We start from the raw sequence: 14,116 nt of genomic DNA, 5'->3' as shown, positions 1-14,116 counted from the left end.
AATCAAAACGCTGGATGGTCAAGCCTCAAGATTAAGGCGCCAAGCGCGTTTTGCTCCAGGCTGCATCCTGCTCGTGATGGCGATAGCGAATACGATCATGGAGACGATTGGATTGGCCTTGCCAGAACTCCAGAATATACGGTCGAACACGATAGCCTCCCCAATGAGGCGGGCGCTCGACGCTTTGGTCGGAATAGACCTGTTCGAAGCGTTGCTTGCGTTCTTCCAGCCATTCGCGGTCGGGGATTTCCACGCTTTGCTGGGAAATCCAAGCGCCTAGCTGGCTGTCCCGAGGACGGCTGGCGAAATACTCATCTGAAATGCTGGCCTCGGTTTTTTCCACGCGTCCTTCGATACGTATCTGTCGGTGAAGGGTGGGCCACCAGAGCACCAGGGCGGCATGAGGAACATTGGCCAGCTCACTGCCTTTGTGGCTTTGGTAGTTGGTGAAGAATACGAAACCTTGCTCGTCGAAATGCTTGAGCAATACTACGCGGGCGTGAGGGAGCCCTTGACTATCGACGGTGGCCAACGTCATTGCGTTGGGATCTTGCGGTTCATGCTCACGGGCGGCCGAGAACCAGGCCTGAAATAAGTCGATGGGCGATGCCGGCGTGTGTTCGTCGGAGAGCGTCTCGCCGGCGTACTCGCGTCGCAGGTCAGCGATATCGTAATTCATGGTCTTCCTCTCCTAAGTGTGCATTCATCATTATTGGGCGGCGGCATTCGACGGACATTTCCTGTGAATGCCGGCTTATCCAGGCGAACGCAGTCATACCCATCAGGATAGCGCTCCAGGCGGTCGAGATAGGTAAAAGTCGTCGTGTCGATGGCAGAGGCTTCCTCCGTGATGAGCGCACGCAGCATGAGTGTCATCCTTGTGCAGGGTGAGATCAGAGTGTCTGCCACCAGGCATACAAGGCAAATACCGCGCCACATGCCAGCCAGCCGAGTAACGCGTAGGGCAAGTTCCAGCGCATCATGTCCCGGGACTTGATGCCGTAGCGAACGCATAGCGCGAGGTTGCTGCCCGACAAGGGGCTACAGCCGGTCCCTAGCGCCCAACTCATTAGAAACAGCATGCCCAGCAAGGTTGGGTCCGGTCCCAGGGGTTGCACCAGCGGCGCGATCGTGGCGATGCCGACAAGCGGGTGAATACCCACGAACGCCAATATCACGAGAATACCTTGCGTGATCCAGGCGGCGAAACTCCCGAAATGATCAAGCGGAAGGAACTGTCGGTCCGGCGCACTGGCCAGCAGAGCGGCAAGACCGCTTGAGATGAGCCCGGCGGCGAGAAATAATGCGAATTGGGGCCCCAGGCGCGGCAATCCATCGTTGAGTTGTTTATGCAGTCGGTCACGGCGCTCGCGCGAGGGGACCAGCAGCGTTGCGAACAGTGGCGATACGATGCTGATGATCAAGGGAATGGATAAGCTCGGCCAGATGAAATGCGCCACGATGACGCTCAACGCCAGTACGCCGGGGAGTACAAGACTGCTCTTGCCGAGCGGGTAACCGATGAATTCACCGGGTAGGCGCAGCGCATCGATTGTTACCAGCGCCAGCAGGAGCAACGATGCAAAAAGTCCCCACGGGAGCAACGCAAGGAAGTCGATGCCCGGCGCATAGGTCAGGGCGACCCCCATGGCGACGAAGAACGGCGACCAGGCCGCTGCTGCCGGGAAGGCGCGTCCTAGGACGATGGCCTGTTGGCGCGTCAGGCGTCCTTGACGTTGCATGCGATCCCCGAACAGAAACAGCACGGAAAGATTGATGACCGCCCCGAAGAGATGCACGCCCAGCAACGTGCCCCAGAAGCTACCGCGCCGTTCGCTCTGGGTATCATTATCCTCGAGCGGACGCGCCATGGAGAGAAAGCTGACGCCGGCGAACATCATCAGCAAGGGCTGATTGACGCTGAGTCCGGCAACCAGCGAGGCTGGCGTCTCGCGCCATAGAGCGACTCCCCAGATGATCACTCCGACGAGACCCAGCCACATGGCTTGTCGTTGGGAGGCGCGTGGCAGTTGCAAGCTCAGGCGAAATGTGGCGAGCCATCCCAGAATTGCGGCCGGCCATAACGGCAGGTGGAGCAAGGCGCAAGCGATGCTGACGACGAGCATCGCGAGGATGAGGCAGCTCGACGGACGCAGTGGCATTTCTCAGCCTGTCAGCTGTTGTCGGCGCCAGCGTGCATACGCGGCAGCACTAACGAACAAGACGAGGGCCGCAAGTGTTTCCAGCGTCCCCCATGCCAGCCGGCCCGGTAGCTGGGCGATCATCAGCCCCTGCAAGATATACAGCAGGCTGACGAATGCGAGCATGACGTGCCCACGCGGGCGTCGGGTGATTATAGGGGGCAAGAAGAGCACCAGCGGCAAGAGGCGGACGGCGATCGGCATCAGGCCGACCTGACCACTGGCATGTAGTTGCCAGCCGCCGATAAGCTGCAAGATGGCCAGTGCCGCCAAGCTACCCCAGACGCCTCGACGTGCTTGTATCGTGACGTATGCTAACCCGTGGCGTGTCGCCAGTTGATCGAGCTGTTGACGCATCATGTCGCCTCATGAAGTGAACGCATGGCCAGAGCGAGGCGTCCCAGCCGCTCGCCCTGTGCACGTGCCAGTGCCGTTTCGTCCTCATCCAGGTGGCGATCTGCCTGTGCGCCGGCAAGATGGCTCGTGCCATAGGGTGTACCACCGGAGTGCGTTGTCAGTAGGCGTGTCTCGCGATAGGGCACGCCTGCGTAGACCATGCCGTGATGCAGCAGGGGAATCAGCATGGTCAATAGCGTGGCTTCCTGTCCGCCGTGCAGGCTGGCCGTGGAGGTGAACGCGGTGGCGGGTTTGTCGGCGAGGACGCCGTTAATCCAAAGCTCGCTGGTGGTATCCAGGAAGTATTTGAGGGGCGAGGCCATGTTGCCAAACCGCGTGGGGCTGCCCAACGCCAGGCCATGGCAGTGGCGGAGGTCGTCCAGGGTCGCGTAGACAGCCCCTTCGGCAGGAATTTGCGGGTCGACCGCTTCGCACGTCGTGGAAACGGGGGGAACGGTACGTAGCCGTGCCGCGATGCCGGAGGTGTTTTCTACGCCGGCGGCGAGCTGTTCCGCCATCTCTCGCGTGGCGCCGTTCCGCGAATAGAACAGGACGAGTACATAGGGTGTTTCAGAAGCGGGGCGAGTCATGGTTGGCCTCGTGTCATGGGACATCGATCATTCGATCAAATCGAGAAGAGCTTCCGGGGGACGACCGATGCGGGCGTACGTACCATCGTCGAGTATCGGACGTTGCATGAGCCGAGGATAGTCGGCAATGGCCTGCAAGCGTTCCTCGTCGCTGGGATTCTGGAGCGCCAAAGCTTTCCATTGGGCCTCGTTGGTGCGCATCAGGGCCGGCACGCCACCCTCGAGGCGCTGTGCGAGTCCACGAAGGTGCGAGATGTCGAGTGGCGCATCGAGATAGCGATGCACGTTGACGTCGATGTGGCGGGCCTCGAGCAGGGCCAAGGCCTCTCGCGACTTGGAACAGCGCGGGTTGTGGTAAAGTGTAAAAGTCGTCATGCCTTGACTCCGGCAGTTGGGGGCGACCAATCAAATAATTAGCCAAGCATTGTAGAGTGCCACATGCGACGCCCACAACTCCTCGACCGCCGCTGGCCCGCCTTCATTCTGCGTAGCCTGCGCGAACTGATACAGCGTTTCGATTCTCACGATGGGCTCAAGACTGCCTCGGCGTTGACCTATACCACTTTGTTCGCCGTGGTTCCTTTCATGACCGTCGTTTATGCGATGCTGTCGGCCATCCCCAGCTTTCAGGGAATCAGCGAACAACTTCAGGGCCTGATCTTCAGCCAGTTCGTGCCCGCCACGGGATCGGCGCTGGTCGAGCACCTGCGTGACTTCTCTCGCCAGGCGCGTAGCCTGACGTTGATCGGGCTGATCTTCCTGTTGGTGACGGCCGTCATGATGATGGTGACCGTCGAAAGGGCATTCAACACGATCTGGCATGTGTCGCGCAGTCGGCGGGGAGTGTCCAGCTTTCTGCTCTATTGGGCGGTGTTGACGCTCGGTCCGCTGTTGATCGGTTCGGGGTTTCTGTTGTCTTCCTATCTGGCGTCATTGACGCTGGTACGCGGCGCTGCTGATGTACTGGGCGGGCCGGCAACCTTCTTGCGCTTATTGCCGTTGACGTTGAGTTTCACGGCCTTCGTCTTCATCTACATGGCAGTCCCCAATTGCCGCGTACGATTTCGGCATGCTGTGGCCGGGGCGGGGATGGCGGCACTGGCGCTGGAGCTTGCCAAGGGCGCCTTTTCGCTGTATGTCACCTATTTTCCCTCCTATCAGGTGATCTACGGCACCTTCGCTGCCGTGCCCTTGTTTCTGATATGGGTGTTTCTGTCCTGGACGATTGTTTTGGTCGGAGCCGAGCTGGCCGCTTGGCTGAGTGAGCGGCGACGTGTCGAATGGCGCTATTGGCCGCCGTTCTGGCAAGCTTTTGGGGTAGTGTCCCGGCTTCATGAAGCGCATCAGCATGGACGGTCTCTGGCTGATCGAGAATTGGTGATGTGCCTGGGATCGCGGTACACGCAAGTGATGGTGCCTCTGGAAAAGCTGGGAGTTGCCGCTCAGCTCGACAATGATCGCTGGATGCTGGGGCGCGACCTGAGCGTGCTGACGCTCTGGGAGTTTCAGCGCGCCATGCCGTGGCCGGTGCCACTCGGCGAAAATGCGCCGACGAGTGAAATGACGCTCGTGCATGCTGCACTCCAGGAAGCCGAAGATCACCGCCAGCAGATATTGACGCAGCCTATGGAGTACTTACTGCACTCGGTGCGCGAATGATGAAGTTTCATTGCAGCAAAATACTTTTATACCGTTATCTATCATTAATGCTCAAGGCTAAAACTTCTCGGTTCATTGCAAGCGTTGATAGACCCAAGCACTTTGCCCACTAGCGAGTTTGACGTTTACGCGTCGATAACGCTCTCCCAAGTGTTCGTATCGGTCCAAGCGTTTGAGCTCATCGCTAGTGACCGAAAGGGTGTATCCATCGACCTGCTGGTTTGGTGCCGGTGAAATATCCAGCTCATCACGCGCATAACCTCGAAGCCTGGAGGGTGTCTTGGGGCCGGCACGTCGCATGACCAGCCAGCGGATCGGCGCATAACGCAGGGTGCCATACACGAACACCGTATGATGCTCGAGACGACCATCCATGATCGGTGGATTGGTAGGCGCCTCATAGCCATAGGGGCTCTGGAAGGTATACCAGAGGTAGCCGAACACGGAGACGATAACGATCACAGCGGCACCCCCGATTCTATAAACCCAGCGCATTGACATCTCCCGAGCTCTTGAAGTGCGAGGAAGCGGACGAATGAGGTAGGACACCGACGTTTGTACTTGCCGCCAAGGGCGGGGAGTGTGGCATTATCTCGTTAGCTTGGGAATCGTCAAGGCTTCCCGAGATCGTGGGCCATAGGAGAGCAAACCAATGAGCCAGCACATGCGGGACGATCTATTTCGGCAGGCGTTAGGAGAAGACGTTCAGCCCTTGACCAAAGGACGCGACAAGGCGGATGTCGAGCATTCACCCTCCGCCCCTTCCGAGGCTCAATTGACACGCCGTGCTCAGGCCGAGGCCGACGACAAGGAGAGCAATTTCTTATCCGATGAATTCGTCGATCTGATAGGGCCGGCCGACCCCATCGAGTATCGCCGAGATGGCATTCAGATCGGTGTGCTCGAGCGTTTGCGACATGGTGGTTATGCCCCGGAGGCGTATTTGCACGTACAGAAGAGGCCGCTTGAGGTATGCCGCCGCGAACTGTTCCGGTTCATAAGAGACGCGCGCGAGCATGATTTGCGCTGTGTGTTGATCGTGCATGGTCGCAGCAAGGAAGCCGAAGGGCATGCGAATATCGTGCGTTCCTATGTCGGTAAGTGGCTAGCGCAGTTCGACGATGTGCAGGCCTATGCCTCGGCGCATAAAAGTCATAGTGGCTTGGGCGCCACCTATGCCATGTTGCGAAAGTCGGAGCGTGCCCGCGCCAGAAATCGCGAGCGCCAGCAGAAACGGCGTGGCTGACTCCCTTTCTGTAGGGGGAGAAAAAGCGGGCTGTCGGAGAGAAAAAACGGGGGAAGAAGCGAGGAAAAGGCCGACGACGTTCTCGTGTGAGCGTGTCGGCCAATGCCTGGCCAGATCAGGCGCTTTCGCGCATACGCCGTCTGAACAGAGGCTCCAGCGTGTCAGTGCCAGGCTGATAGCTGAGGCTGAACGTGTCCAGGGCATTGAGTGCGTCCTCGATGACTTGATCTTCGCGTAGCAGGAAGGCATCGAAGCCACAGCGCGACATGTAATAAAGTTGATCGATCAGGACGTCGCCGACTGCGCGAATCTGCCCCTGATACCCATGACGCTCTCGAAGCTGACGCGCAATGCTGTAGCCGCGTCCATCGGTGAATTTGGGAAAGTCGATGGCAATCAGCGGCGCATCGAGCAGTTGCTCGGCGAGTGCGGGTGTGAGCTCGGTATCGCTGGCCAGCAACGGCGCGACGTCGTCGCGGGACATTTCCTGCCATTCCACCAGCGGGACGATGATGCGCTCGTTCTGGGGGCGTGATGCATCTGCCTCGCAAAGTACCCATTCATCGTCCTGGACGCGGCGCTCGGCGATCAGGGTGCGTGACTGATCAGGCATAGACATGCTCCTTGAAGGGTTTCAAGCCGATGCGGCGATAGGTGTCGATGAACGTCTCGTCGGGCGTACGTTCGCCGACATAGACTTGCAACAGTTTGTCGATCACGTTGGTCACGTCTTCCCGGTAGAAAGACGGACCCAGAATCTTGCCCAGTGAAGACTCGTTGCCCTGACTACCACCCAGTGAAATCTGGTAATACTCTTCGCCTTTCTTGTCGACGCCAAGAATGCCGATGTGACCCACGTGGTGATGTCCGCAGGCGTTCATGCAGCCGGAGATATTGAGCTCCAGCGGCCCCAGGTCATACAGGAAGTCGAGGTTCTCGAAGCGCTGCTGGATTTCCTGGGCAACCGGGATCGACTTAGCATTGGCCAGCGAACAGTAATCGCCACCGGGGCAGCAAATCAGGTCGGCCAGGGTACCTACAGTGGGATTGGCCATGCCCAGCGTCTCGAGTCGTTGCCAGAGTGCTTCCATACGATCAACTGGCACATCGGTTAGCACTAGGTTCTGCTCGTGCGTGACGCGCAGCTCGCCATGACCGAATTCGTCGGCCAGGTCCGCGACGGCAGCCATGTCTCCGGAGGTCACGTCGCCGGGCGAATGGTCGTGGCGCTTGAGCGATAGCGTCACGGCTTTGTAACCGGGGACTTTGTGATCGGTGACGTTATTGGTCACGAAACGTGCGAAGCCGCGGTTTTCACCACGCAACCGCTCGTAGGCCTGGATGGCATCCTCAGCCACGGCACGACGTGGCGGCTCGACGAAGTGGTCAGCCACGGCGGAAATCGCCTCGTCGGTCAGCGTCTGAGGACCATCTTTAAGATGCGCCCATTCCGCTTCGGCGCGACGCCGGAATTCGTCGATGCCCAGCGCCTTGACCAGAATCTTGATACGCGCCTTGAATTTGTTGTCGCGCCGTCCGTATTGGTTGTAGACGCGCAGGATGGCTTCGAGATACGTCAGCAGGTGCTGCCACGGCAGGTCTTCACACATCACGGCGCCGATCATCGGCGTGCGGCCCAGCCCGCCACCGGCCAGCACCTTGACGCGGACCTCACCCGCTTCATTGCGCCAGAATCGAAGACCCACATCGTGTACCTGGATAGCTGCGCGGTCTTCTTCGGCACCGGTGACGGCGATCTTGAACTTGCGTGGCAAGTAGGCGAACTCCGGATGAAAGGTCGACCACTGACGAATCAACTCACACCAAGGGCGGGGATCGACATCTTCGTCGCCGGCGATGCCGGAGAATTGATCGGTCGTGGTGTTGCGGATGTCGTTGCCGCTGGTCTGAATGGCATGCATTTGCACGCTAGCCAGGTCGGCCAGGATGTCCGGTACGTCCTCGAGTTTCGGCCAGTTCAGCTGCAGGTTGGTGCGCGTAGTGAAATGGCCATAGCCGCGATCGTAGCGTGCGGCGATCTCGCCCAGCTTGCGCAGCTGATAGGAGGCCAGCATGCCGTATGGAATGGCAATACGCAGCATCGGCGCATAGCGCTGAACATAAAGACCGTTCTGCACGCGCAGCGGTAGAAATTCCTCGTCGCTGATCTTGCCTTCGAGATAGCGGCGCATCTGGTCGCGGAACTGGGCGACGCGCTCGTCGACGAGCGTTTGGTCGTACGTGTCGTACCGATACATACAGGCGGTGTCCTGCTAGTCACATGGATTGCCGTAGCAGGGCACCTTACCCTGCCTTCTATATTCTTTGAAAGAATAAATAATAATAGCTTATTGCATTTATGTTATTAAAAAGATCATGCGATGACGTCGCTCATTCAGGATCGTAGGACAGCACGGGCGACAGCCAGAGCTCGAGCTCCTTCAACGGCATCTGCTTGCGCATCGACAGCGATTCGACCTGATCCCGCCCGATCTTGCCGGTGGAGAAGTACTTCGAGTGCGGATGCGAGAAATACCAACCGGAGACCGCTGCCGAAGGCCACATGGCGTAGCTGTCGGTCAGCTCGATTCCCGTCTTGGCCGTGGCATCCAACAGCCGGAAGAGCGTCGCCTTTTCGGTATGATCCGGGCAGGCGGGATAGCCGGGAGCAGGGCGGATGCCCTGGTATTTCTCGGCGATCAGTGCGTCGTTGTCCAGGGCTTCATTGGGCACATAGCCCCAGAATTCCTTGCGTACACGCTCGTGCATGCGTTCGGCGAAAGCTTCCGCCAAGCGATCGGCCAGGGCCTTGACCATGATGGCGTTGTAGTCGTCGCCGGCCGCTTCGTATTGCTTTGCCAGCTCGTCCGCGCCGTGTCCGGTAGTCACTGCGAAACCGCCGATCCAGTCCTGCTTGCCGCTGGGCTCGCCGTTTTCCAGGTCTCGCGGCGCGATGAAGTCGGCAAGGCTCTGGCAGATACCGTCGCGGTTCTTGGTGGTCTGTTGGCGAATATGATGAAGACGCTCGATCACCTCGCGGCGCGAGGCGTCGGCATAGATCTCGAGGCTGTCGTCATCGACGCTGTTGGCCGGCCACATGCCGATCACGCCACGCGCCGTTATGTGATGCTCGTCGATCAGCTTGCGCAGCATCGTCCGAGCATCGGCAAACAGGCTGCGGGCCGCCTCGCCAACCACCTTATCCTCGAGAATCTTGGGATACTTGCCGGATAGCTGCCAGCTCATGAAGAAGGGCGTCCAGTCGATGCGTTCGACCAGCTCTTCCAGCGGATAATCATCGAATATCTTGAGCCCGCTGAAGGTCGGTTCGGGCGGCGTGTAATCGGCCCAATCGAGCGCGGGTTGGCGTTCGCGCGCCTCATTGTAAGCGAGGTCGGCGGCCTTGGGGCGACGCTTGGCGTTGCGCTCGCGGACCTTGTCGTATTCCTCGCGTATCTCCTCGACATAACTCGGCTTGAGGGTCGGCGATAGCAAACGGCTGGCGACGCCGACGGCGCGCGAGGCATCGCTGACGTAGATGACCGGTTGTTCGTACTGTGGCGCGATCTTGACTGAGGTGTGGGCCTTGGAGGTCGTCGCGCCGCCGATCAGCAATGGGATGGTGAATCCCAGGCGTTGCATTTCCTTGGCCACATGGACCATCTCGTCCAGCGACGGCGTAATCAGCCCGGATAGGCCGATGATATCGGCGTTGTGCTCGCGCGCGGCGGCGAAGACTTGCTCCGCCGGCATCATCACTCCGAGGTCGATGACCTCGTAGTTGTTGCACTGTAGAACCACGCCGACGATGTTCTTGCCGATATCATGAACGTCGCCCTTGACCGTGGCCATGACGATCTTGCCCTTGGCCTGGGTTCCCGCGCTCTTCTCGGCTTCGATGTAAGGGATGAGATAGGCGACCGCCTGTTTCATGACCCGCGCCGACTTGACCACCTGGGGCAGGAACATCTTGCCATCGCCGAACAGGTCGCCGACCACGTTCATGCCATCCATCAACGGGCCTTCGATGACCTCGATCGGGCGCTCGGCACGTTGTCGCGCCAGTTCGGTGTCGTCTTCGATGTACGCGGTAATGCCCTTGATCAAGGCATGCTCGATGCGTTTCTCGACTTCCCAGCTACGCCATTCCAGGTCTTCCTTCTTCTCGCCACCGCTCCCGTCGCCCTTGTACTTGTCGGCGATGTCGAGCAAGCGCTCCGTACCGTCGTCGCGACGGTTGAGGACCACGTCTTCGACTGCGTCGCGCAGTTCAGCGGGCAGGTCGTCGTAGACCGCGAGCTGCCCGGCGTTGACGATGCCCATGCTCAGTCCGGCCTTGATGGCATGGTAGAGGAACACCGAGTGGATCGCTTCGCGCACCGCGTTGTTCCCGCGAAACGAGAACGAGACGTTGGACACGCCACCCGAGAGCATGGCATGCGGCAGATGCTCGCGAATCCACTGCGAAGCCTCGATGAAATCGACGGCGTAGTTGTTGTGCTCCTCGATGCCCGTAGCGATGGCGAAGATATTGGGATCGAAGATGATGTCTTCGGCCGGAAAGCCGATGTCGTCGACCAGCAGTCGGTAGGCGCGCTCGCATATCTGCGTCTTGCGCTGGAAGGTGTCCGCCTGGCCTTGCTCGTCGAAGGCCATGACCACGATGGCAGCCCCGTAGCGATGGCAGGCCATGGCCTGTTGGCGAAAGGCGTCTTCGCCTTCCTTGAGCGAGATCGAGTTGACCACCGCCTTGCCCTGGACGCATTTAAGCCCCGCCTCGATGATCTCCCACTTCGAAGAGTCGAGCATGATCGGTACGCGCGAGATATCAGGCTCCGAGGCGATCAGGTTCAAAAAGCGCACCATGGCTTCCTGGGACTCGAGCATGCCCTCGTCCATGTTGATGTCGATGACCTGAGCGCCGTTCTCGACCTGCTCCAGCGCGACTTCGAGAGCGGTGGTGTAGTCTTCTTCCTTGATCAAGCGCTTGAAGCGTGCCGACCCAGTGACGTTGGTACGCTCGCCGACGTTGACGAATAGCGAGTCCGCTTCGATGTTGAATGGCTCCAACCCTGCGAGACGGCAGGCCTTGGGGCGCTCGGCGACGTGACGGGGCGCCAGCTCGCTCACCGCCTCGCGAATGGCGGCAATATGCTCCGGCGCGGTACCGCAACAGCCGCCGATGATATTGACCATGCCGCTTTCGGCGAATTCACGCACGATCGATGCCATTTCCTCGGCGGTCTGGTCGTATTCACCGAACTCGTTGGGCAGCCCCGCGTTGGGGTGCGCCGAGACAAAAGTATCGGCCTTGTGGGAAAGTTCTTCGAGATAGGGACGCAGTTCTGCCGCGCCAAGGGCGCAATTGAGCCCTACGGACAGCGGTTGAGCGTGACGGATCGAGTTCCAGAACGCCTCGGTGGTCTGTCCGGAAAGCGTGCGCCCGGAGGCGTCGGTGATGGTGCCCGATATCATCACCGGCCAACGCGCGCCGCGCGCCTCGAATAGCCTTTCGAGCGCATAGATGGCTGCCTTGGCGTTGAGTGTGTCGAAGATGGTCTCGAGCATGAACAGATCGACACCGCCGTCGATCAGGGCGTCGGCCGCCTCGTAGTAGTTGTCGAACAACTGATCGAACGTGACATTGCGCTTGGCGGGATCGTTGACATCCGGCGAGAGTGACGCCGTGCGTGAGGTTGGCCCCAGTACGCCAGCCACATAACGGGGCACGCCGGTTTCCGAGCCCACTGCCTCGCAGACGTCCTTGGCCAGGCGCGCCGCTTCACGGTTGATCTCGGGCACCAGGGCCTGCATGCCGTAATCGGATTGCGACAATTGGGTGCTGTTGAAGGTATTGGTCTCGACGATGTCCGCGCCAGCTTCGAGATAGGCGCGATGAATGTCACGCACCACATCAGGACGCGTCAGCACCAGCAAGTCATTGTTGCCCTTGAGATCGCCCGGCCAGCCGGCGAAGCGTTGTCCCCGAAAGTCGTCTTCATTCAGCTCGTGGCCCTGGAGCATGGTGCCCATGCCGCCATCGAGGATCATGATGCGCCGTGCCAGCTGTTCGTGAAGCGACGAGAACGAAGCGGCGAGTGTCAATGACGAAGCAGTGGCGGCAGGCATGTCGACGTATTTCTCCAGCGGGATCCGAGCGATAGGGCGAACGTCAGCGAGATCGGCACGAGGCCGATGTCACGCAGACAGTATACGAGACGGGAATGGTACCAGAGGCGCCGCAATGTGAGCAGTCGACAAGACCCAGCAAAATACTCGGGATTGTGTCGGGCGATGCTTTTTCATACCATGAGGACAACATCTCAGGTAGAGAGTAACGTTTTATGAGCCAGCCCATCCAAATTACCGACAGCGCTCAAGAGTACCTTGCCGAGCTGTTGGCTAAGCAGAACGTCGAAGGCATCGCGGTGCGCATCTTCATTACCCAGCCGGGGACGCCATACGCCGAAACGTGCCTGGCTTACTGCCGGCCGGGTGAGGAAGAGCCGAGTGACGAAAGGCTCGACCTGGACAAGATCGCGGTGTATCTTGAGAAAAATAGCATTACATTCCTTGAAGAGGCGGTAGTCGACTTCAACTCGGACCGCATGGGTGGCCAGCTGACCATCAAGGCGCCTAATGCCAAGATGCCGCAGGTTAACGCCGACAGCCCGCTTGAGGATCGCGTCAACTACGTGCTTTACAGTGAAATCAATCCCGGCCTGGCGGCGCATGGTGGTGAAGTTCGTCTGATGCAGTTGACCGAGGAGAATCTCGCCGTACTGCAGTTCGGCGGGGGTTGCCAAGGGTGCGCTGCGGTCGATATCACCCTTAAAGACGGGGTCGAAAAGACGCTGGTCGAGCGCGTCCCCGAGCTGGTCGGTATCCGTGACGTCACTGACCATACCGATGATACCAACGCCTATTACCGCTGATCGGCGCTGGGCGCGACCACTCCCAAATCGTGGAAGTCCCAAGCCAGTATCGAAAGCCCGCCATGTGCGGGCTTTCTTCATTTCTAGCTCTGGCAGCCGGGGAGTGTCCTTATTCGAGCTAGACGACGAAGGGCGGTAGTGGCAGACGCGCCAGCTTTTCGCGCAACTCGCGATTGATGGCGTGCTGCTGCTCGAGCTCACGCTCTGCGCGCCGGTTGTCGCTTTGCGTTTGCTGTAATTGACCTTCGCTCTCCCGCAATTTGCTTTCCAATGCCTGCCGCTGGGAGGTTTCGCTGCGCGCTTTCTCCTCCAGCGTCGTGTACTGACGGCGCTGCTCGGCGAGTTCGGCCTGCACACGCTCGAGTTTCTGTTCCTGGGACGCCGTGCGTTTTTGGGCCTGTTTTTCGATATTCTGGCGCTCTTGGCGCGCGTCATCGAGAAGCCCCATCAAACGTGCTTCCGCCGCTTCGTGGCGCTGTTCTTCTTGTTTCAACTGAGTTTGATGCTCGCGCGAAAGTTCCGCCACGGCGTCGCGATGCTCGCTACGAGCGGTTTCCAGTTGGCGCTGATGTTTCTGGCATTCCTCGTCGAGCTGCTTCACGCGTCGTGCTTGCTGGGTTTCCTGCTGATGGGCCGCTTGCAGTTCGCTTTGTGCGTTGGCCAGCTGCATTGCCTTTTCTTCCAGCCGTGCCTGGGCCTGCTCGAAGTGCGTGTTCAACGCCGCTAGACGTTCTTCGGCGTCCGCTGCCTTGCGAGCGGCGGCTTGGGCCTCGGCTTGCGTTTCTTCGATACGCTGATCGGCTTCCTGGCGGTAATGCGCCAGGGATTCAGCCGCCAGTGACTGGGCTTTTTCCCAGAGATCCGTCATCCATGCCTGTAGCGCCTCAGGCGGGGTGTCGCTCGTCGTGACATCCCGGTTCTTCTCCCGCCGTAAACGCCACTCCCGCAAATGATCGCTGATCGTCGTGAAGCTCCCCGTGCCCAGGATGTCGCGGATCTTCTGGACGGTGGGCGCGTCGTTTTGACGTAGCAGCGTATCGATCGCGTGTTGCACGTCCTCGTATTGAATGCCGTTGCGGGCCATGTCGA

The 14,116-nt window shown here is 59.5% G+C and carries 14 protein-coding genes; 3 read left to right on the top strand and 11 right to left on the bottom strand.

Features of this window, described 5'->3' with window-relative positions; translation table 11 throughout:
- Positions 1-31: 31 nt before the first annotated feature.
- From pdxH to arsC, 6 genes are read right to left on the bottom strand one after another with little or no spacing between them, the layout of a single operon-like run.
- Positions 32-679 carry a pyridoxamine 5'-phosphate oxidase gene (gene pdxH / locus OP496_RS03120; protein WP_280562006.1) on the bottom strand — a complete coding sequence of 216 codons (648 nt, stop codon included), beginning with the start codon at positions 677-679 and terminating at the stop codon, positions 32-34.
- On the bottom strand, positions 676-867 hold the full coding sequence (locus tag OP496_RS03115; RefSeq protein WP_280562005.1) for a hypothetical protein: 192 nt from the start codon (positions 865-867) through the stop codon (positions 676-678). The genes pdxH and OP496_RS03115 overlap by 4 nt, the downstream gene beginning before the upstream one ends.
- A gap of 26 nt (positions 868-893) precedes the next feature.
- Positions 894-2,162: a hypothetical protein gene (locus tag OP496_RS03110; protein ID WP_280562004.1), complete on the bottom strand. Its 1,269-nt coding sequence runs from the start codon at positions 2,160-2,162 to the stop codon at positions 894-896.
- Between the two features lie 3 nt (positions 2,163-2,165).
- Complete coding sequence (locus OP496_RS03105) at positions 2,166-2,561, bottom strand: DUF2069 domain-containing protein (RefSeq protein WP_280562003.1); 396 nt, start codon at positions 2,559-2,561, stop codon at positions 2,166-2,168.
- A complete protein-coding gene (gene wrbA / locus OP496_RS03100) occupies positions 2,558-3,187 on the bottom strand; it encodes an NAD(P)H:quinone oxidoreductase (RefSeq protein ID WP_280562002.1) in 630 nt (209 codons plus the stop codon). Before wrbA ends, OP496_RS03105 begins: the two co-directional genes overlap by 4 nt.
- A 27-nt stretch (positions 3,188-3,214) precedes the next feature.
- Positions 3,215-3,562 (bottom strand): arsenate reductase (glutaredoxin), encoded by a 348-nt coding sequence (gene arsC / locus OP496_RS03095; RefSeq protein WP_280562000.1) that lies wholly within the window; start codon positions 3,560-3,562, stop codon positions 3,215-3,217.
- A 63-nt stretch (positions 3,563-3,625) separates the two neighbouring features.
- Here arsC and OP496_RS03090 point away from each other — a divergent pair, with 63 nt between their 5' ends.
- Positions 3,626-4,846 carry a YihY family inner membrane protein gene (locus tag OP496_RS03090; protein ID WP_280561999.1) on the top strand — a complete coding sequence of 407 codons (1,221 nt, stop codon included), beginning with the start codon at positions 3,626-3,628 and terminating at the stop codon, positions 4,844-4,846.
- A gap of 72 nt (positions 4,847-4,918) precedes the next feature.
- On the opposite strand, the gene OP496_RS03085 is transcribed toward OP496_RS03090, so the two are convergent.
- On the bottom strand, positions 4,919-5,341 hold the full coding sequence (locus OP496_RS03085) for a gamma-glutamylcyclotransferase (RefSeq protein WP_280561997.1): 423 nt from the start codon (positions 5,339-5,341) through the stop codon (positions 4,919-4,921).
- A gap of 157 nt (positions 5,342-5,498) precedes the next feature.
- Here OP496_RS03085 and smrA point away from each other — a divergent pair, with 157 nt between their 5' ends.
- A complete protein-coding gene (gene smrA, locus OP496_RS03080; protein WP_280561996.1) occupies positions 5,499-6,092 on the top strand; it encodes a DNA endonuclease SmrA in 594 nt (197 codons plus the stop codon).
- 115 nt (positions 6,093-6,207) lie between these two features.
- Here smrA and OP496_RS03075 read toward each other — a convergent pair whose 3' ends face one another.
- From OP496_RS03075 to metH, 3 genes are all read right to left on the bottom strand, one after another.
- The gene (locus OP496_RS03075) at positions 6,208-6,705 is read right to left on the bottom strand and encodes a DUF934 domain-containing protein (RefSeq protein WP_280561995.1); all 498 of its coding nucleotides are present in this window, start codon (positions 6,703-6,705) and stop codon (positions 6,208-6,210) included.
- Positions 6,698-8,350, bottom strand: a complete 1,653-nt coding sequence (locus OP496_RS03070; RefSeq protein ID WP_280561993.1) for a nitrite/sulfite reductase — start codon at positions 8,348-8,350, stop codon at positions 6,698-6,700. Before OP496_RS03070 ends, OP496_RS03075 begins: the two co-directional genes overlap by 8 nt.
- A gap of 133 nt (positions 8,351-8,483) precedes the next feature.
- Positions 8,484-12,221 (bottom strand): methionine synthase, encoded by a 3,738-nt coding sequence (metH, locus tag OP496_RS03065; protein ID WP_280561991.1) that lies wholly within the window; start codon positions 12,219-12,221, stop codon positions 8,484-8,486.
- A 215-nt stretch (positions 12,222-12,436) separates the two neighbouring features.
- On the opposite strand from metH, the gene nfuA reads away from it, so the two are divergent.
- Positions 12,437-13,027, top strand: coding sequence for a Fe-S biogenesis protein NfuA (gene nfuA / locus OP496_RS03060; protein ID WP_280561989.1), 591 nt, complete (start codon positions 12,437-12,439; stop codon positions 13,025-13,027).
- A 118-nt stretch (positions 13,028-13,145) separates the two neighbouring features.
- On the opposite strand, the gene OP496_RS03055 is transcribed toward nfuA, so the two are convergent.
- Positions 13,146-14,111 (bottom strand): DNA-binding protein, encoded by a 966-nt coding sequence (locus tag OP496_RS03055; RefSeq protein ID WP_280561986.1) that lies wholly within the window; start codon positions 14,109-14,111, stop codon positions 13,146-13,148.
- Positions 14,112-14,116: the final 5 nt, after the last annotated feature.

This window comes from Chromohalobacter sp. 48-RD10 (assembly GCF_029889785.1).
Taxonomy (GTDB): domain Bacteria; phylum Pseudomonadota; class Gammaproteobacteria; order Pseudomonadales; family Halomonadaceae; genus Chromohalobacter.
Note: the sequence above shows the minus strand (reverse complement) of the source record. Positions and strands in the feature narration are given on the sequence as shown.